This is a genomic window from Nocardia asteroides (assembly GCA_019930625.1).
GTDB lineage: Bacteria > Actinomycetota > Actinomycetes > Mycobacteriales > Mycobacteriaceae > Nocardia > Nocardia sputi.
The window spans coordinates 5,845,962-5,865,536 of sequence record CP082844.1; the positions used below are offsets into that span (position 1 = coordinate 5,845,962).

The window sequence follows — 19,575 nt, forward strand, 5'->3', positions numbered from 1 at the left end:
TGAACGCCCGCGAGCATCGTCGCAGCAAGCTGCCCCTTCCGCCGCTATGGGTGGTGCTGGTAGACGTCGGGTATTCCGTCGTTGTCGTCGTCGCGGGTTTCTGTTTCGGCGATGCGCCGGTAGGTTCGGTTGCGTAGCCGCAACACCACCGCGGCCAGGAGTGCGGCGGTGAGGGTGCCGATGAGTACCCCGATGCGGACGTGATCCTCCCGCAGCGGTTCGCCTGCGAAGGCGAGTTCGCCGATGAGCAGCGACACGGTGAATCCGATCCCTCCCAGCAGCGCGACCCCGGCCACGTCGATCCAGCGCAGGTCGGTATCGAGTTCGGCGCGGGTGAGCTTCGCGGTCAGATAAGTGGTGGCGAGGATGCCGAACGCTTTTCCGCATACCAGCCCGACGGCGATACCGAGTGTGACCTGGTCGGCGAGGGATTCGACCAGCCCGCTCAGCCCCCCGATGGTGACCCCTGCGGCCAGGAACGCGAACACCGGCACCGCGACGGCGGCGGAGATCGGCCGCAGGCGGTGCTCGAACTGTTCGGCGAGTCCTCGGCGTGCCGGGTTTCGCGGATCGTCGTCGCGGGGTTTGTGGAGCACGGGAACGGTGAAGCCGAGCAGTACCCCGGCGACGGTGGCGTGGACGCCGGACTGGTGGACCAGCCACCAGGTGAGCAAGGCAAGTGGCACCAGGATCCAGAACGAGCGGATCCTGCGTTGCACCGCCACAGCGAAGGCGGCCAGTGGGATGGCCGCGAGCCCGAGGTAGGGCAGATGTAGTTCGTCGGTGTAGAAGATCGCGATCACGGTCACCGCGAGCAGATCATCGACCACCGCGAGGGTGAGCAGGAAGGTCCGTAATGCCGTCGGCAGATGCGAACTGACGACCGCGAGGACAGCGAGGGCGAACGCGATATCGGTAGCGGTGGGAATCGCCCATCCGTTCACCGCGCCGTCGTTGCCGAGGTTGAACGCGATGAAGATCAGGGCGGGGCCGGCCATTCCTCCGACCGCCGCCACCACGGGCAGCGCAGCGCGGCGCGGATCCCGCAGATCACCGGCCACGAACTCGCGTTTGAGCTCGAGTCCGACCACGAAGAAGAACACCGCGAGCAGCCCGTCGGCCGCCCACGCTTCCAACGGAAGATGCAAATGCAGGCTTTCGGGACCGAGCTGAAAGTCGCGCAGCCTCTCGTACGCGTCCGACCACGGCGTATTGGCCCAGATCAATCCGATGGCCGCGGCCACGATCAGCAGGACGCCACCAGCGGTCTCGGTCCGCAAGATCGCCGCGACCCGCCGCGTCTCAGGCCAGGAACCACGCGCAAACAAAGGTAGCCGGGACTCGGGGGCAGTCACGTCGAAGTTCGCCTGTCCTGAATTCCTGCGGCGGCACGTCCGCGCCACTGGGCAACCGGCCGCAGCCCCATACCGCGGCGGGGATCTACAGCAGCACAGGCAGGACCACAGGTAATGCACACGTGGGCAGCGTTGGCCGGTGGACCGGAATCAGAGACGCCACCCGACGTCCTCGAACCCGAGGTTTTGCGTCGTATGGCTCTCGCTCGCTGCAGCATCATGGTGCGCCCATCACTGGTCGGCCCGAACCCGAACCCGGGCCGGGTCTGCCGACCAGACTTCCCGGCGCTCCGCCTGTAAAGATGCCGTATAGACCCCCGGACACGCAAACCGACCCAGTTCCGTCGATCGCGCGACAACCACTGAGATGCGCCACCCCGGCTGCCCAGCTCGATGTTCGATGCCGTGTCAGCACAGTCGTGTGTCAGCGCGGACTGGTTCCCACGGCTCAGCGTAGGTACTGGACGTGGTCGAGGATCGCGGTTCGGGCGATGGCCCAGGCCGGTGAGGTGGCGTCGGTGAACTCGGCGTGGCCGGTGCCGGGCAGCACCCGCAGTTCGGCGGCATTGCCGGCGCGAGTCGCCGCGCTGATGTAGCGGCGGCTGTGTTCGAGGGCTACCACGCGGTCGGTGTCGCCGTGCACGGCGGTGACGCGCAGGCCGGTCGGCAGGTGAGCGATGGGTGAGGCGAAGTCATAGCGGTCGGGCACCTCGCTGGGTGAGCCGCCGAGCAGTTTCCGCACAAACCCATCACGCCCGTTGGTCACATCGAACTCCAGGTCCAGCACGGCGGCCATGAGGGTGACGCTGCGGATACGTATCTCTGTGGCGGTCTTCACCGACGCTGCGCCGCGCCGGCCGCAGATCCAGGCGGCCAGGTGTCCGCCGGCGGAGTACCCGCCCAGGTGGACCAGCTGCGGGTCCAGCAGGTTACCGACGCGGGACTGCGGTAGCACTGCGCGCGCCCACAGGCCCGGGTGCCGGCTGTGGAGTTTCTCGAGTCATCGTGTCCGGCTCCGTCACCCCGAGGTCTCCTGCGTGATCCTCCAGGAGGGTTCGTTCGGTGGTGTACAAGAGCCGGCCATGACAGGGCAATTCTCTTATCACGGGCAATGAAACCCGCCGACGCTGGTCATCTACTCGGGTACGCGAACGCGCGGTCGGACTGCTGCACGGCCCGCATGGCATTCTCGGGCCCTCCTCGGTGTCGGGCCCCGTCGGTCACTGCCGGACGTCGCCGCCAGCGCCCGCCTCGACCGACGGGATGCCATTTGCTTCGGGCGCAGGTTTACGGCATCTTTACTAGTGTGTCGCGCCTGAAATTAGGCCAGTAAGTTACTGTTTTGTTTTGGGGGCTGGCGGGTTGATTTTGACGAGGTAGTCGGCGAGGGATTTGAGGATCTCGTCGGCGGTCTTGGTCCAGCGGAAGGGGCGAGGGTTGTCGTTCCAGGTCTGGATCCAGTCGGTGATGTCGTCTTCGAGGGCCTTGACGGAGGTGTGGACGCCGCGGCGGATGAGTTTGTCGGTGAGCAGGCCGAACCAGCGTTCGACCTGGTTCATCCAGCTCGATCCGGTGGGGGTGAAGTGGATTTGGAAGCGGGGATGCCGGGCCAGCCAGGTCTTGATTTCGGCGGTGTTGTGGGTGGCGTAGTTGTCGCAGACCAGGTGGACGTCGAGTTCGCGGGGCACGGCCTTGTCGATGGTGGCCAGGAATTTCTTGAACTCGGCGGCGCGGTGGCGGCGGTGGAGTTCGGTGATGACGGTGCCGTCGGCGATGTTGAACGCGGCGAACAGGCTGGTGATGCCGTGGCGCAGGTAGTCATGGGTGCGGCGTTCGGGCGTGCCCATGGTCATCGGCAGCACCGGCTGCGAGCGGTCGAGGGCCTGGATCTGGCTCTTCTCGTCGACGCACAGCACTATCGCCTTCTCGGGCGGATTGTGGTACAGGCCAACGACATCCACCACTTTCTCCACGAATAGCGGGTCGGTGGACAGCTTGAACGAATCCTGCAGGTGCGGTTTGAGATCGAATTTCCGCCAGATTCTGCCGATGGTCGATTTCGACAGCCCGGTCCGTTCGGCCATCGAGGCACGCGACCAGTGAGTGTCCTTGCCGGGCAACGTTTCCAGTGTCGCGACGACCACGTCTTCGACCTGGTCGAGCAGGATCGAGGGCGGCCGACCCGGCCTCGGCTCGTCGCCCAGGCCATCGAGCCGGTCAGCGACGAAGCGTCCCCGCCACCGGATCACACTCGACTCATCCACACCGAGGTCGGCGGCGACCTGCTTGTTCGTCGCACCCTCGGCACAAGCCAGCACGATCTTCGCCCGCATGGCCAGATACTGGGCCGTCTTGGCCCGTCTGGCCCACGAAACAAGTTGCGCGCGTTCGGTATCGCTCAACACCAGTTCGGCCTTCGGCCGCCCCTCACGGCCGCGATCATGCAGCCCAGCGAAACCCTCGGCGGCGAACTTGCGCCGCCACTTCGCGACCGTCCCCACAGCCAGACCCAAATCCCGTGCCGCACCGGCATTCGACATCCCCTCGGCGCAGGCCAGCACGACCCGCGCCCGCTCGGCCTCACGCCGATCCCCAGACACCGACCTGCGCACCAGCTCGGCACGCTCGACATCCGACAGCACAATCTCGACAGCAGAAGGCCCACGATGCGACACAGAAACAGACTACATACTTACTGGCCTAATTTCAGGCGCGACGCACTAGTGGTGCGCCGGGAAGTCTGGTCGGCAACTCGACCCTGATGGTGGGTTGAGTCATACGGCGATCAGGAGCTGATTGTGCACCTGCCGGAGTCCACATCTTGATTGGACCGGGGTTTCTCGCCGACGCCATCGTCGGCTGTCCATGCTCGGGCATCGTCGCGACGGCCGCAGACGCCGCTGTCGTTCCGAGCTTCCATACGCACGCCACCATGATCACTGGCTCACGGCCATTGACCCTTACCGATGCCGCTGCCGCTGGCGCTCGACCCCGGACTCTCACCCCACAGCCGCACCAGTTCCGGCTCCCTGCCGTCTGCCCTTTCATGAGGGACCGTCCGGATATTCACGCCCGTCCCGCCGTACGCGAAGGAAACCAGGTTCATGACATCGAGTGATCACAACAGCGCACGGCTGGAGCACCTGCGCATGGCGCTGGGATGGGATCCGGTCCGGCGCAGCTGGTTCGGCTTGAACGCCAAAGACATCGACTTGAACGCGGCGGCATTGCTGTTCGCCGATAAGCAGATCACCGATGTGGTCTATCACCAGCAACTCAGCTCGCGAGACGGCTCGGTGCGCCACCTCGGTGACAGCACCACCGGGGAAGGCAAGGGCGACAACGAGGTCATCACCGTCGATCTGAGCCGCATCCAACCGCAGGTGACCGCCGTCATTTTCCTCGTCACCTGCTACACCGGGCAGACCTTCGGCCAGATCGAGAACGCGTTCTGCCGGGTGGTCGACACCATCTCCGATGCCGAGATCGCCCGTCACGACCTCAGCGCAGAGGCATCCCACACCGGCCTGGTGATGGGCAAGGTGTCCCGCACCGATGGAATATGGCACTTCGAGCCGATTTACCAGGCCATCCAGGCACAACATCCCGTCGAGGCGATCGCCCACCTGAACCGGTTCTTGACCTGATCAGCCCCTCCCCGCATGGCCGAACGAGTTCGGCCCCGAACAGGCCATGAGGCGGCGAGCGATCGAGCACCGGCGTACGCCGAACCCGACACCCGGAGGTGACAACGGATGTCCCGATTGCGCTCGATTCGGTTGACAGTCATGCAGATCAATCCCTGCAGCCCCAACCCGTTGGTGCGCGGCACCGATCGCCTGGAATCCGCCATCCGGATCCTGGCCATCCTCACATGCCTCGTCGCGATCCCGGTCGCGGCGGCAGCGGGCCACGAAGACTACACAGTGGCCGCCGAACGCATCCGAATCGACGACGCAACCAAGGTCGCAGTCACCGCGACAATCACCCTGGAACCCAGCCGCACCCGCCGGATATCGATAGCGGAAGTCGGTTGGATGCACGACGGGATGCCCGGCAGCGCCACCATCGTCGTGCCCACCACTTCGGTGCGCGGCCACTCGATAGCGATCTGGCTCGGCGCCGATGCCACTCCCACCACGCCCCCAGTCAAACCAGCACGCGCGGTCATGCGGTCCATTGGATTCCGTTGCGCAGCGGTTCTCCGCCGATGTAGTAGTGGAACGGCGAGAGATACTTCAGCCAGTCGGCATTGATGACACCGGCGAGGCTGTTGGCGGCGTAGGCGAGCACTCCGGCGCCCGCGGTTCCAGCGAGGACCGGGCCGCGCCTTCCGGTCGCGGCGCCGACCCCGATCGCCAAGGCGCCGAAGACGATTGCCAGCAGTGTCAGGTTGAGGCTTTGGGCGGCGAACTCACCGATGCTGATCGAATCGAGATCGGCTGACGAGCGAATCGCCATCATTCCGAGCAAGACCGTCACTCCGATCGCCACGGCTAGAACGCGTTTTCATCTGTCTGATGTCCCTTTGTCCCCTTATGGTGATGACACGGTCCTCGCTAATTGATGACATGGGGTCGGGAACCCCCTCCCTACGCCAGCGTGGCCTGGCCTTTTGTCGTTTGGAGTATGAGGATTCGATCCTCCGACCCCCAGTTCGGGGCAGCGTAACCGCAATCGGATTCGCGGGGTACGGCCCTCGGCATTGGAATCGATTCGGATTCGGGAGATCTTTTGTGAGCCGTTGCCTTTGATGCGTGTGCCTTCATCGCTGATGGCGAGTTGCCTCGATTCGAGTTCCTCTCCGCGCGCCTGGTTCGACAATGCGCTGCTGCGAGGGCAGCTGCGCCGCAGCACGATCCCTCGACCACGCGGAAGACCGGTACGGTCTCGCCTGGCGGACTAACGGGGCTCTGCGCCGATCCTCGTCCGGCCCCCTATGCGGGTATCGCACCGATTTCGTTGGTTGACCAGCCGGGGCAGGGCGACATGCCACGCGTCCTGAGCGGATCTCGCCCGCTCGGATTGTCGGTGCGCCTGGCCTGCGGGTTGGTAAAGTCTGTCGCCGGTGTGCCGGGAAGTCTGGTCGGCGATCGCTGAGCCTTGCCTAGTACTCCAGCCGGACTTCGTGATCGGCGTCGGTGGTAGTGCCTGCTCACGTATTGAAGCTTGCAAGGATATCGGCGCCTGTGGCGACGAGATGCGCGGTGTCTTGCAATGGCTCGGGTAGGTGCTGGCCCTGGCCTGCATCGACGAGCAGGGTCGGGCAGCCGACGGGCATGATCACCGCGCCGGCCTTGCGGGCGAATTCGACGACGAGGTCGAGCACGTCTCCGGTGCTGAAGTGGTTCAGCAGCACGCTATCGAGTCTCTGGTCGACGATCGAGGCGTAGATGTCGGCTCGGCCGCCGTCCGGGGCGTGTACCTGCCAGTATCGGTTGTCCGGCTCCGTCGTTTCGACGTGAGGACCGAAGACCTCCAGAAACGCTTCGGCCGGCATCGGCTTGGCGTTGCCGTCCCGGAATGCCTGCACGAATATGTCGAAGCTCATGTCTGGATCGTATGGATTGGAAGAGCCCGTGACCACCGGATCGACATCCAGTGCCCAAGCGTAGCGGCCGGGACGGTGGGGCGGCCACCGCGTGATCATGTCGTATTTGTGTGCGATACAACTGAATTAGCGGTGGCCGCAGGTGACAGCGTAGACCCTGACCGGTGGGAGCGGGAGTTCGATGATCTGAGGACACGTGTCGGTTCGCGGTTCTGCCGGGTCGAGACTCGCAGGACCGCGTCGAAGATGCTGGCTGGGATGATGTCGGAGCTGCCGAACAAGAACTGTTGGACACTGGCCGAGCATGCCGGCGACACGAGTCCGGATGCGATGCAGCATCTGCTGTCGGCAGCGGTGGTCGACGAGGACGGGCTGCGAGATGACTTGCGCGACTATGTGACCGAGCATCTCGGCAGCGCCGGGGCAGTCCTGGTGGTCGACGAAAGTGGCGACCTGAAGAAGGGCACCAAGACCGTCGGGGTGCAACGTCAATACACAGGTACTGCCGGACGCATCGAGAATTCGCAGGTCGCGGTGTATCTCGGTTACGCCACCGCGGCCGGGCACGCGTTCCTCGACACCGAGTTGTACCTGCCGAAGTCCTGGACCACCGACCGTGACCGTTGCGCCGAGGCCGGGGTCCCCGAGGACGTGGGCTTCGCCACCAAACCCGCGTTGGCGAAGAAGATGATCGTGCGCGCTCTCGACGCCGGAGTGGCCGCGGCCTGGGTCACCGGCGACGAGGTATACGGTGCCGACCCCGTGCTGCGGCACGAACTGGAAACCCGCGGTGTCGGATATGTCCTGGCGATCGCCTGCGATCGGCGCGTGAGTACCACGACCGGCCGCATCCGCGCCGACGACCTGGCCGCGCAGGTGCCTCGCCACGGCTGGCAGTCGCATACGACGGGTGACGGCGCGAAGGGCCCACGGGAGTACGACTGGGCCTGGATCGGCATCGACCCCGACACCGACGACGCAGCGCCTGGGCATCGGTGGTTGCTGATCCGCCGCAACCGCCGCAGCGGCGAACTGGCCTACTACCACTGCTATGCGCCCGATCCCGGGCCCCTGAACACGCTCGTCGCCGTCGCCGGGCGTAGGTGGTCGATCGAGGAAAGTTTCCAGACCGGCAAGGGCCTGTGCGGCCTGGACCAGCACCAGGTCCGCCGTTGGCGATCGTGGCGGCGCTGGACGATCTTGGCCATGCTGGCCCACGCCTTCCTCACCGTCCTCGCCGTCACAGAACCGACCCCGACCACCCCCACCGACACCCGACAACCGACCGCGGACAAGCTGATCCCGTTGACTCGCAACGAGATCCGACATCTCTTTGCCGTCCTCGTCATCCACCCCATCCGCGGTATCCGGCATCGCCTGGCCTGGTCCACATGGCGCCGCCGACACCAACACCGCGCCCGCACCAGCCACTACCAGCGACGATCCCACCTCACACCGTGAAAACGAAGTCCGGCTGGAGTACTAGTTCCCGAAAGGCCCGTCGATGAGGTCAGCCGCTAAAACGCACACCGGATTGTCGCAGTTGATGCACAGCCGCCCTGTGCTGCTGTTCGCATTCGCCTTCGCTGTGATGGCCGACCCGGTGTCTTCGGTTGCCTACGCGATCGAGGCCGCGCTGCGCGCCCTGAACGGCGACCTCGCGCTCCTGCTGCCGACGATGGGACTGGTCGTCGCGATCGTGGTGCTGGTTATCGTCAACTACCACCAATTGGTGGCCCGCTATCCCCAGGGTGGTGGCGCGGCGGCGGCCACCGGGGAGGCGTTCGGCGAGGACGTGGCGTTCGTGCCTATCGGCGCGTTGATCGTGGACTTCGTACTCACTATCGCCATCAGCTCCGCGGCCGGGGCGTCGGCGATCATCGCGTTCGTGCCCGCACTGGCTCCGCGGCGGGTGCCGATCGCGCTGCTGTTGGTGGTCGCCGTCGCCAGCGGAACCTGGTTCGGGCATGTGGGCCGTACGGTGTTCGCGGTCATGACGGTGGCGTTTATCGTGCTGGCCGTCGCGGTCCTGGGCTTCGGGCTGTTCGCCCAGCCGCACCCGTCCGGCGTCACCAGCGCCGACCCCGGGCATTCGCCGGTGCTGGCTGTGGCGCTGGCGTTTCCGGTGGCGATGGCGCTGGCCACCGGCATCGAGGCCCCTTCTTCGGCGATCGCCCAGCTCGGGCAGCTCGACGACCCGGGCCGGCGTCGCTTCGGCCAGGTGACGCTGTGGCTGACGCTGGGCGTGGTCGGGACCATCACGCTGGGACTGACCGCCCAATCGGTTTGGCTGGGCATCGGCGTCCTCCACGAGGACACCACCCAGATCACCGAACTCGCCCGCGCGGTCGCGCCGGCCTCGGTGTTCGGCGCCTTTCAGGCCATGACCGCGCTGCTGCTGCTCTCGGCGGCCAGCTCCTCGTTCCAGGCCGGCCCCGGGTTGCTCAAAGCCCTTGCGAGTCAACGTCATGCGAGCGGTGCGAGCACCGGCATCCTGCCCAGTCGGCTGGGCCGCATCAACGTCCACCACACTCCGTACTGGGGTGTGGTGGTGTTCTTGCTGGCCTCCGGCGCGGTCATCACCGCAGCCGGCGGACGCGACCAGGAACTGGTCCTGTTCTACGCCGCATCGGTGTTCGTCAGCTTCCTGTCCGGTCTGATCGCGATGTCCCGCTTCTCGCTACGTGAGCGCCGCACCGGCTTGTTCGTTGTCAACCTCGTCGGAGCGCTGGCGGTCGGGTTCACCCTGGCGGTCACCTCACCCGGGGCGGCCCGATCATCTCCATTGGCGCTTCGCTGCTCATCGCGCTGGTGTTGTACCGCCTGTGGGTTGGGTCGGGGCGTCCGCGGGGAGTCCGGAACGTCGCCGCCGACGCCGAGGCGGTCACGGAGTCGTGACAGCGCCGGTTGTCACTCCGATGACGTAACCGATCCGGTCCGGTCGGACTCTACCGGCCGGCGCCTGGCATCGGACCTGTCGTGACTTCCGTACTCGTCAACATCGCCCGCGCCCATTCGGCCTCCGTCCCGGTGTGAGCTGCCGGGACTGGGTACTCGAGCACCCGACGGGCAAGCAAGGGTGTTCCGGGACTGGCAGGACAACCCTATTTGGATGGTGGAGCTGGGCGCCGCGTCGGCGGGCGGTACCGAAATCACGTTTTCGCCTGTTGATCCGAGGCTGTCGACCCTCGACCTGAGCGGTGATTCTTGCGTCCTCGAATCCCTTGTAGGATAACAGCAATAGCGGAAAGCAGCGAGATTCCGACGGCGAGTATCGCAGACCATGTGAGGCTGTGAGTGGCGTAGGAAACTTGGCGGAACCCAGGTGCCGGATAGTTGTCGTGGCCCCTGGCCCACCGGATCAGCAATCCGACCTGGGTGCCCGGATCCCGGGCTGTCGCATAGGAAACCACTCGCGTCAGTTCATCGCCCTTGCTGTTCAGGTAGAGCGCGGTGGCGGTGGTGAAGATTGCGACGAGCGCCATGGCAACGATCACCAGGTGGGTGAGCGCCGCGGTGCGGGTCACCGTGTTGACCGCCACGCTGCACACCGCGATGATGATCGCGACGCTGGTGAGGATGCCCCACGTTCCACTGGCTTTCGGATTGGGTACCGATGTTTGCGCCCAGAGATCGACCCAGAAGGTGGTCACGTGGATCCGTCCGAAGGCGTTCGCGTGGATCACGCCGTCCGTCCCGCCGGTGCCTGTGGTCAGCCACGGCTGAAACAGAAGGACAAAGGTGATGACGCAGCCGACCGCGGCACACAGGTAGACACAGTTCCCGCGGAGTGCGGCCCCCAGCCACTTTCCTCCAAGAGTAGGCCGTAGACGTGCGCCACCCCGTCGCCGTCGTGATATCCGATCAGTCTGGTGGGGCTGTTCGAGTCGCGCTTTTCTGTTCTGCCAAGGCGTCGGGTGCACGATTTTCCAGCCTATGAGCTGGGCTGTATGGATTCCGTCAAGGACGAAAGCCCTGCGCAATAAGGATTCGTCAAACCCTCAGGGGTACAGCCACAAGTCCCAGGCCAGGCAGGCGACGGCCGCGGTCACTGCGCCGAGGCCGATTGCGCTCACGATCGCCCACACGCCACCCTCGCCGATGCCGACGAGCAACCCTAGTAGCGCGACCGCCACGGTCAGCGCCGGTGCGAGGTAGCGGTACCTGGTCAGGAATGCACGCAACTCTCGGGTCTCTGTCCGTGACGCGGGCGAGTCGTGTCCGTCGGCATGGTCGGCTCTGCGTGCCATCGGTTCCTCGGTTCTCGCCGTCCGGTCTCGGACCGACGGATTCGGCGGGTCAGGACCGGTGCCGGATTCGGCTGGCTGGTTGCCGAATCGGTGCGATGCAGGGTTTCGCCGCAGCCACCAAGACTCGCCGTCCGCAGCATGAGCCTGCACGCGTGCGAACCCGGTCACCAGTGTTGGCGCGACTGTCGACATCGTCCTGTCCGATTCCGGATCGTCGTCCGCCACTGTGCCTGCCGACGCACTGTCCGCGCAGTAATCTTGACGAAATCCTGACGCTCACCCTCGGTTCCTTGACGAGATGCCGAGGCCCGCTCGGCTGGTCGTGGCATGAGAACGGTGGGCAGCCGGGGCAGTTCGAGTCGGTGTGGGTGGGAAGGGCGGCGATTCAGATGTAGAAGCCGTCGATCTGTTGGATCGTGTCCATGAACCGGTCGAGGTCGACTGGTTTGGTGACGTAGGTGTTGGCGCGAACCGATAGCTGGACAGGATGCGTTCTTCCAGGCCGGAGGTAGTGAGAACTACGACCGGGATCGATGACATGTCGTGTCGGTTTTGATCTGTTCGAGGACCGTCGTATTTCGGCAGGTTCAGGTCCAGCAGTCGATCCGGGTTGGCAGGGATTACTCCTGGAATCGGTAGCCCATGCCCGCTTCGGTGAGCAGATGCTGGGGGTGAGAGGGGTCGTCCTCCAGTTTGCGGCGCAGTTGCGCCAGGTAGACGCGCAGGTAGTGGGTCTCGGTGGCGTAGGACGGGCCCCACACCTCTCGCAGCAGCTCCCGCCGCCCGACCAGCTTTCCCCGGTTGCGCACCAGCATCTCGAGCATGCCCCACTCGGTGGGAGTCAGGTGCACGGCCTCGCCGTGCTTGGTGACCTTCTTGGCGGCCAGGTCGACGGTGAACGATTCGGTGGTCACCACAGGAGCCGAGGCGTCGGGATCGGTGGCGCCGCGGCGGACCGCGGCGCGCAGCCGAGCCAGCAGCTCGTCCATGCCGAAGGGTTTGGTGACGTAGTCGTCGGCGCCCGCATCCAGCGCTTCGACCTTGTCGGTGGAATCCGTGCGCGCCGACAACACGATCACCGGAGCCGAGGTCCATCCGCGCAACCCGGCGAGCACCTCGATGCCGTCCATGTCGGGCAATCCCAGGTCGAGGATCACGACGTCCGGGTGCCGGTCGGCGGCCGCGCGCAGGCCCGCGCCACCGGACGCGGCGGTGATCACCTCGTAGCCTCGGACCGAGAGATTGATCCGCAACGCGCGTACGATCTGCGGTTCGTCATCGACGACGAGCACCTTGGTCGCCACCGCCTCGGGCGTCTTCGTCACAACCGCCGCCTCCTGTGTCGTCACCGGCACCTCATTCACCCGCGCTCGACGTCTCGTGCGCGATCTCGCCGCCGGTGCCGTTCGCGTTCTGCGGCTCGGCGCCGCCGGGCAAATCGACCAGCATGGTCAATCCTCCACCCGGCGTCGGCTCGGCGTGCACCGTGCCGCCCATGGCTTCGATGAATCCGCGCACCACCGACAGTCCGAGCCCGACTCCGGCGGTGTTGTCCCGGTCGCCGAGCCGCTGGAACGGTTCGAACAGCTGCTCCTCGGTGCCGTGCGGCACGCCGGGGCCGGTGTCGACGACAGCGATCGAGACCCGGTCGCCGGTGCGTTCCGCAGTGACCCGGATCGTGCCCGCGCGTGGCGCGTGGCGCAGCGCGTTGTCCAGCAAGTTGGCCAGCACCCGTTCCAGCAGGCCGCTGTCGGCGCGCACCGAGACGTCGCCGACCTCGACCCGGACCCGGTCCATCGCCGCGCGCCGCAACCCGCGCGCGCCCATCCCGACGCTCACCAGTGCTCGGTGCACCGCCTCGTCCAGGTAGACCCGCCGCGGCTGCGGCGTGATCACGCCGACCGCCAGCCGGGAGGAGTCGAGCAGATTGCCGACCAGCGCGGTGAGCTGATCCACCGATTCCTCGATCGTCTCCAGCAGTTCGGCGGTGTCCTCCGGAGAGAACTCGACGTCGTCGCTGCGCAGGCTGGACACCGCCGCCTTGGCTCCGGCCAGCGGGGTACGTAGGTCGTGGCTGACCGCGGAGAGCAACGCCCGCCGCAGGCGATCGGCCTCCAGCACGGCAGCGGCGGCGCCCGCCTCCTCGGCCAGACGCGCCTGCCGCACCAAGGCGACGGCCTGGTTGGTCACCGCGTTGAGCACCGGGCGATCGGCCGCGGCCAGTGGACGGCCCGCGAGCAGCAGCCAGTGGCGGGCATCGCCCGCTTCGACAACGGTGTCCGCCTCGGAGGGCTGCCGCGGCGGATCGGCGCCCACCTGGGCCAGCACCTGGTCACCTGCCATCAGGGCGAGCGCACGCTGCGCGAAGACCTCCCGGATCTGCTCGAGCAGCCGAGGCAGATCCGCGCCGTACAGTATCGCGCCGGAGAACATGGTCAGCAGCTCGGCTTGCCGGGAGGCCTTGCGTGCTTGACCGGTTCGCTTCGCGGCCAGATCGACCAGCGCCGCCACTGCGACGGCGACGATCAGCAGTACCACGACGGTGATGAAACTGTTCGGCTCGGCGATGGTCAGGCTGTAGTGGGGCGGCGCGAAGAACCAGTTCAACAGCAGGCCCGACAGCAGCGCCGAGAGCGATGCGGGCACGACGCCGCCCAGCAGCGCCACCGCGACCACACCCACGACGAACACCGCGCTGATGCCGCCGAGATCCAGCACTTCATTGAGGTAGGCGGCGCTGAGCGCGCAGACCAGCGCCGGCACGAGAACCGCCGCGAGCCACGCGGCCACGGGGCGGCGCGGGCGCAGCGCCGAGTACCGCAACCCGCGGTGGGCTTGTTCGTGCGTCACCATGTGCACGTCGATCTTGCCGGATCGCTGCACCACGGTGGAGCCGATGCCCTCGTCGAACATTCGCGCCCAGCGCGAGCGACGCGACGTGCCGAGCACGAGCTGGGTGGCGTTCGCCTCGCGGGCGAACTCGAGCAACGCGGTGGGCACGTCCTCCCCGGTGACGGTATGCAGCGAGGCGCCCAGACTGGCCGCCAGCTCACGCAGCCGGGCCAGCCGCTCGGTGGAAACCCCAGCCAAGCCGTCGCCGCACACCACGTGCACAACGATCAGGTCGGCGCTGGATTTGGTGGCGATCCGGCTGGCCCGGCGCACGATTGTCTCCGATTCCGGGCCGCCGGTCACCGCCACCACGACGCGTTCGCGTGCCTCCCACAGCTCGGTGATCCGGTGGTCGGCCCGGTACTTCGCCAGCGCGGCGTCGACCTGGTCGGCCAGCCACAGCAGCGCCAGTTCGCGCAGCGCGGTGAGGTTTCCCGCGCGGAAGTAGTTGCGCAGCGCCGCGTCGATGCGCTCGGCGGGATACACGTTGCCGTGGGACAGCCTGCGCCGCAACGCTTCCGGGGTGATGTCGACCAGCTCCACCTGATCCGCGCCGCGTACCACCGCGTCCGGCACGGTTTCGCGCTGCTGGATACCGGTGATCTGCTCGACGACATCGTTGAGGCTCTCGAGATGCTGCACGTTGACCGTGGAGATCACGTCGATGCCCGCGTCGAGCAATTCCGCCACGTCCTGCCAGCGTTTCTGGTGCTTGCTGCCGGGCGCGTTGGTGTGCGCCAGCTCGTCGACCAGCACCACCGCCGGAGCGCGCCGCAGCACCGCGTCGACGTCGAGTTCCGGGAAGGTGCTGCCGCGATACTCGATCGGTTTCGGTGGAATGTGCTCGATGCCTGCGAGCAATTGCTCGGTCTTGCGCCTGCCGTGTGTTTCGACCACCGCCGCCACCACGTCGCGGCCGCGCTCCAGCCGTCGGTGCGCCTCGCCGAGCATGGCGTAGGTCTTACCGACTCCCGGCGCGGCGCCGAGGTAGATACGCAGCTGACCGCGTTTCACCTGTTCATCATCGCGCGCTTAGCTTCCTCGGCCGTACCGACCGAGGTCGCTGCGGCGCGCTGTGCCGGGTGTCCGGACCGCGCCACTCGCACGTCACCGCCGCGCACGGTAAGCATCGATCACCACGATCTGGCGGGCGCGTGCCTGTTCTCGAGTTCCGAGCGCGCGGATGATCAGCGCGCAGCAGATGAACAAGACGACTACGGCTACTGCCGACATGACGATTTTCTCCTCCCACCCGCCGGGTGATTCCCGGTCGCACCGGCGTAGTCCCCGGGCCGGGTCCTCCACTTCTACCTTCGTCGCACATGCGGACCCCGATTTTTACGGGCTTTTGACGGTCTACCTCCATTCCTTGACGCGTTGCTTGCGGGCGTCGCTCCGACTGTCAACGAACCGCAAATGCCATGAACCGGGGCGTCAAGAAACCGTCAGGGAGTGACCAGCAGAGCCGAACGGGCGCTTCACTCGCTCTGTCGCGCCGAAGCATGGCGCGCGGATGGAGGTTGTCGAGTCATGTCGGTCGTCGTGTTCACCGTGCTCACCGTGGTGGCGTTCGCGCTGCTGGGGCTGGTCCAGCGCGGGGTGGAGAATTTGTGACCGCGAACCTGATCGGTCTGGTTCTCGCCGTCGGCGTGGCGCTCTACCTGGTCGCGGCGCTGCTGTTCCCCGAAAGGTTCTGAGTGAGCACGACAACCGCCGGGGTCGTCTTCGTGGCCTCACTGATCCTGGCGCTCGCGCTGGTGCACGTGCCGCTGGGCGACTACATGTACCGGGTGTACGAGGGACGTCGGCACTTTCGCGCCGAACGCCTCGTCTACCGCGTGATAGGGGCGCAACCCGACGTCGAGCAGCCGTGGCCGGTGTACGCACGCAGCGTCCTGGCCTTCTCCGCGGTCGGCATTCTCTTCCTGTTCTTCTTCCAACTCCTGCAAGACAGATTGCCGCTGCACCTGAACGATCCGGGCACCGAGATGACGCCCGCGCTGGCCTGGAACACCGCGGTCAGCTTCGTGACCAACACCAACTGGCAGAACTACTCCGGTGAGTCCACCCAGGGCCATCTGGTGCAGATGGCTGGGCTGGCGGTGCAGAACTTCGTCTCGGCGGCCGTCGGCATGGCGGTGGCGGTGGCGCTGGTGCGCGGGTTCGCCCGCAGGCACACCGGCGACCTCGGCAACTTCTGGGTGGACCTGGTGCGCGGCACCCTGCGTATCCTGCTGCCGATCGCATTCGTGTTCGCGCTCGTGCTGGTGGCGGGTGGTGCGATACAGAACTTCCACCTGCACGACCAAGTGGGGCAAACCCTCAACGGCACCCAGCAGGCCATCACCGGCGGCCCGGTCGCCAGCCAAGAGGTGATCAAAGAACTCGGCACCAACGGCGGTGGTTTCTACAACACCAACTCCGCCCACCCGTTCGAGAACCCGACCACCTGGACCAACTGGGTGGAGATCTTCCTGCTGCTGGTGATCAGCTTCTCGCTGCCGCGCACCTTCGGCCGGATGGTGGGCAGCCGTAGGCAGGGCTACGCGATCGTCGCGGTGATGGGCACGATCGCGCTGCTCAGCGTGACGTTGACCAATGTGTTCCAGCTGCGGCACCACGGCACCGTGCCGACCGCGATCGGCGCCTCGACCGAAGGCGTGGAACAGCGTTTCGGCGTATCGAATTCGGCCACCTTCGCCGCGGCGACCACGCTTACCTCCACCGGCGCGGTCGATTCGTCCCATGACTCCTCCACCAGCCTCGGCGGTCTGATGCTGTTGTTCAACATGCAGCTGGGCGAGGTCGCGCCCGGCGGTACCGGCTCGGGCCTGTACGGCATGCTGATCCTGGCGGTGATCACCGTGTTCGTTGCCGGACTGATGGTGGGGCGCACACCGGAGTACCTGGGGAAGAAGATCACGCCGCGCGAAATCAAGCTCGCCGCGTCGTATTTCCTGATCAGCCCGCTGATCGTGCTGGTCGGCACGGCGGTGGCCGTGGCGCTGCCCGGCCAGCGCGCGAGCATGCTGAACTCCGGGCCGCATGGTCTGTCGGAGGTGCTCTACGCCTTCACCTCGGCGGCCAACAACAACGGCTCGGCGTTCGCGGGCCTGACCGGCAACACCGAGTGGTACAACACCGCCCTGGGCCTGGCGATGCTTGTCGGTCGCTTCCTGCCGATCATCTTCGTGCTCGCCCTTGCCGGTTCACTGGCGCGGCAAGGCACCACTCCCGCGTCGATCGGCACGCTGCCGACGCACCGGCCACAGTTCGTCGGCATGGTCGTCGGCGTGACGGTCATCCTGGTCGCGCTCACCTTCCTGCCCGTGCTCGCACTCGGGCCGCTCGCCGAAGGAATCCACTGACATGTCCGGTCCCGTCATCGATGAGAACGTCGCCGCGCAGACCGTGCGCGCGCGTCCGCGGCGGGGCACGAGCGTCCCGAGTGGAGTGCTCGACCCGAAGCTGCTGCTGACCTCGTTGCCGGACGCGGTCCGCAAGCTCGATCCCCGCACCCTTTGGCGCAACCCGGTGATGCTGATCGTCGAGCTGGGCGCGATGTGGTCGACCATTCTCGCGCTGGTCGACCCGACCTTCTTCGCCTGGGCGATCGTCGTATGGCTCTGGCTCACCGTGATCTTCGCCAACCTGGCCGAGGCCATCGCCGAAGGCCGGGGAAAAGCCCAGGCAGACACGTTGCGCAAAGCCAAGACCGACACCATCGCGCGGCGGCTGGTCGATTGGTCGCCGGGCGCGCGGATGGTCGAAGAATCCGTCGCCGCGCCCGAGTTGCGCCGCGGCGATCACGTCGTGGTCGAGGCCGGGGAGGTGATCCCCGGCGACGGTGACGTGGTAGAGGGCATCGCCTCGGTAGACGAGTCCGCGATCACCGGCGAATCCGCGCCGGTGATCAGGGAATCCGGCGGTGACCGTTCGGCGGTGACCGGGGGCACCACCGTGCTGTCGGACCGGATCATCGTGCGGATCACCCAGGAACCGGGCCGCAGTTTCATCGACAAGATGATCGCGCTGGTGGAAGGCGCGAGCAGGCAGAAGACGCCGAACGAGATCGCGCTGAACATCCTGCTGGCGGCGCTGACGATCATCTTCGTCTTCTCGGTCGTCACGTTGCAGCCGATGGCGATCTTCAGCAAGGCGAACAACCCAGGGGTGCCGGACACCGCCGCGCTGGACGTGCACGGCGTCACCGGCATCGTGCTGGTTTCGTTGCTGGTGTGCCTGATCCCCACCACCATCGGCGCACTGCTGTCGGCCATCGGCATCGCGGGAATGGACCGCCTGGTGCAGCGCAACGTGCTGGCCATGTCCGGCCGCGCCGTCGAGGCCGCCGGAGACGTGAACACGCTGCTGCTGGACAAGACTGGCACCATCACCCTCGGCAACCGCCAAGCCACGGACTTCGTCCCAGTGCCCGGCGTGAGCAAGGACCAATTGGCCGACGCCGCCCAACTGTCCAGCCTCGCCGACGAGACGCCGGAGGGCCGCTCCATCGTCGTCTACGCCAAACAGGCCCACGGTCTGCGTGAGCGGACGCCGGGCGAGCTGACCCACGCGCACTGGGTCGAGTTCACCGCCCAGACCCGGATGTCGGGCGTCGACCTGGACGGCCGACAGTTGCGCAAAGGCGCGGCGAGCGCAGTGACCGAATGGGTGCGTTCCCGAGGCGGTGTGGTGCCCGACCAGCTCGGCGCGACCGTCGACGGCATCTCTGCGGCAGGCGGCACGCCGTTGGTGGTCGGTCAGGTCACCGATGGAGCGGCTGCGGTGCTCGGCGTGGTCCACCTCAAGGACGTGGTGAAGCAGGGCATGCGGGAGCGTTTCGACGAGATGCGCCGGATGGGCATCCGCACGGTGATGATCACCGGCGACAACCCGTTGACCGCCAGAGCGATCGCCGACGAAGCAGGCGTCGACGACTTCCTCGCCGAGGCCACGCCGGAGGACAAGCTGGCGCTGATCAAGAAGGAACAGCAGGGCGGGCGGCTGGTCGCGATGACCGGCGACGGAACCAACGACGCGCCCGCCCTCGCGCAGGCCGACGTGGGCGTCGCGATGAACACCGGTACCTCGGCAGCCAAAGAGGCGGGCAACATGGTCGATCTGGACTCCGATCCGACCAAACTGATCGAGATCGTGGAGATCGGCAAACAGTTGCTCATCACCCGCGGCGCGCTAACGACGTTCTCCATCGCCAACGACATCGCCAAGTACTTCGCGATCATCCCCGCGTTGTTCGTGCCGTTGTTTCCCGGTCTCGACCTGCTCAACATCATGCGGCTGGCCAGTCCGCAGTCGGCGATCCTGTCCGCGGTGATCTTCAACGCCGTCGTCATCGTGGCATTGATCCCGTTGGCGCTGCGCGGCGTACGTTACCGGCCGTCGAACGCGTCGAAGTTGCTCAGCCGCAACCTGACCGTTTACGGGCTCGGCGGCATCATCGCGCCGTTCCTCGGCGTCAAACTCATCGACCTCGTGGTCCGATTCCTCCCCGGGATGTCCTGAT

General features: G+C 66.4%; 15 protein-coding genes and 1 pseudogene. 6 read left to right on the plus strand and 10 right to left on the minus strand.

What is annotated here, in order from left to right; all coding sequences use genetic code 11:
* Positions 1–44: 44 nt before the first annotated feature.
* The 3 genes from nhaA to K8O92_26520 form a co-directional block, all read right to left on the minus strand.
* Complete coding sequence (nhaA, locus tag K8O92_26510) at positions 45–1,355, minus strand: Na+/H+ antiporter NhaA (GenBank protein UAK31329.1); 1,311 nt, start codon at positions 1,353–1,355, stop codon at positions 45–47.
* Between the two features lie 448 nt (positions 1,356–1,803).
* The gene (locus K8O92_26515) at positions 1,804–2,325 is read right to left on the minus strand and encodes a S9 family peptidase (GenBank protein ID UAK35959.1); all 522 of its coding nucleotides are present in this window, start codon (positions 2,323–2,325) and stop codon (positions 1,804–1,806) included.
* Positions 2,326–2,689: 364 nt separating this feature from the next.
* Positions 2,690–4,030 carry an IS630 family transposase gene (locus K8O92_26520; GenBank protein UAK31330.1) on the minus strand — a complete coding sequence of 447 codons (1,341 nt, stop codon included), beginning with the start codon at positions 4,028–4,030 and terminating at the stop codon, positions 2,690–2,692.
* Between the two features lie 429 nt (positions 4,031–4,459).
* On the opposite strand from K8O92_26520, the gene K8O92_26525 reads away from it, so the two are divergent.
* Complete coding sequence (locus K8O92_26525) at positions 4,460–5,002, plus strand: TerD family protein (protein UAK31331.1); 543 nt, start codon at positions 4,460–4,462, stop codon at positions 5,000–5,002.
* A 272-nt stretch (positions 5,003–5,274) separates the two neighbouring features.
* Here the strand turns inward: K8O92_26525 and K8O92_26530 are convergent, their stop codons facing one another.
* The 3 genes from K8O92_26530 to K8O92_26540 form a co-directional block, all read right to left on the minus strand.
* The gene (locus tag K8O92_26530) at positions 5,275–5,535 is read right to left on the minus strand and encodes a hypothetical protein (GenBank protein ID UAK31332.1); all 261 of its coding nucleotides are present in this window, start codon (positions 5,533–5,535) and stop codon (positions 5,275–5,277) included.
* On the minus strand, positions 5,523–5,837 hold the full coding sequence (locus tag K8O92_26535) for a hypothetical protein (GenBank protein UAK31333.1): 315 nt from the start codon (positions 5,835–5,837) through the stop codon (positions 5,523–5,525). The genes K8O92_26530 and K8O92_26535 overlap by 13 nt, the downstream gene beginning before the upstream one ends.
* A gap of 673 nt (positions 5,838–6,510) precedes the next feature.
* On the minus strand, positions 6,511–6,906 hold the full coding sequence (locus tag K8O92_26540) for a hypothetical protein (protein UAK31334.1): 396 nt from the start codon (positions 6,904–6,906) through the stop codon (positions 6,511–6,513).
* A 246-nt stretch (positions 6,907–7,152) separates the two neighbouring features.
* Between K8O92_26540 and K8O92_26545 the strand changes: the two genes are divergently transcribed.
* Positions 7,153–8,367, plus strand: coding sequence for an IS701 family transposase (locus K8O92_26545; protein UAK31335.1), 1,215 nt, complete (start codon positions 7,153–7,155; stop codon positions 8,365–8,367).
* A gap of 85 nt (positions 8,368–8,452) precedes the next feature.
* Positions 8,453–9,804 (plus strand): annotated as a pseudogene (locus tag K8O92_26550) (amino acid permease).
* 254 nt (positions 9,805–10,058) lie between these two features.
* Here the strand turns inward: K8O92_26550 and K8O92_26555 are convergent.
* From K8O92_26555 to K8O92_26570, 4 genes are all read right to left on the minus strand, one after another.
* Positions 10,059–10,559, minus strand: a complete 501-nt coding sequence (locus K8O92_26555; GenBank protein UAK31336.1) for a hypothetical protein — start codon at positions 10,557–10,559, stop codon at positions 10,059–10,061.
* A 348-nt stretch (positions 10,560–10,907) separates the two neighbouring features.
* A complete protein-coding gene (locus K8O92_26560) occupies positions 10,908–11,156 on the minus strand; it encodes a hypothetical protein (GenBank protein ID UAK31337.1) in 249 nt (82 codons plus the stop codon).
* A gap of 620 nt (positions 11,157–11,776) precedes the next feature.
* Positions 11,777–12,448: a response regulator gene (locus tag K8O92_26565; protein UAK35960.1), complete on the minus strand. Its 672-nt coding sequence runs from the start codon at positions 12,446–12,448 to the stop codon at positions 11,777–11,779.
* 64 nt (positions 12,449–12,512) lie between these two features.
* Positions 12,513–15,062: a sensor histidine kinase KdpD gene (locus K8O92_26570; protein UAK31338.1), complete on the minus strand. Its 2,550-nt coding sequence runs from the start codon at positions 15,060–15,062 to the stop codon at positions 12,513–12,515.
* Positions 15,063–15,550: 488 nt separating this feature from the next.
* Here K8O92_26570 and kdpF point away from each other — a divergent pair, with 488 nt between their 5' ends.
* From kdpF to kdpB, 3 genes are read left to right on the plus strand one after another with little or no spacing between them, the layout of a single operon-like run.
* Complete coding sequence (kdpF, locus tag K8O92_26575; GenBank protein UAK35961.1) at positions 15,551–15,745, plus strand: K(+)-transporting ATPase subunit F; 195 nt, start codon at positions 15,551–15,553, stop codon at positions 15,743–15,745.
* Positions 15,746–17,416, plus strand: coding sequence for a potassium-transporting ATPase subunit KdpA (gene kdpA, locus K8O92_26580; protein ID UAK31339.1), 1,671 nt, complete (start codon positions 15,746–15,748; stop codon positions 17,414–17,416). It begins immediately after the preceding gene.
* 1 nt (position 17,417) lies between these two features.
* On the plus strand, positions 17,418–19,574 hold the full coding sequence (gene kdpB / locus K8O92_26585) for a potassium-transporting ATPase subunit KdpB (protein ID UAK31340.1): 2,157 nt from the start codon (positions 17,418–17,420) through the stop codon (positions 19,572–19,574).
* Position 19,575: the final 1 nt, after the last annotated feature.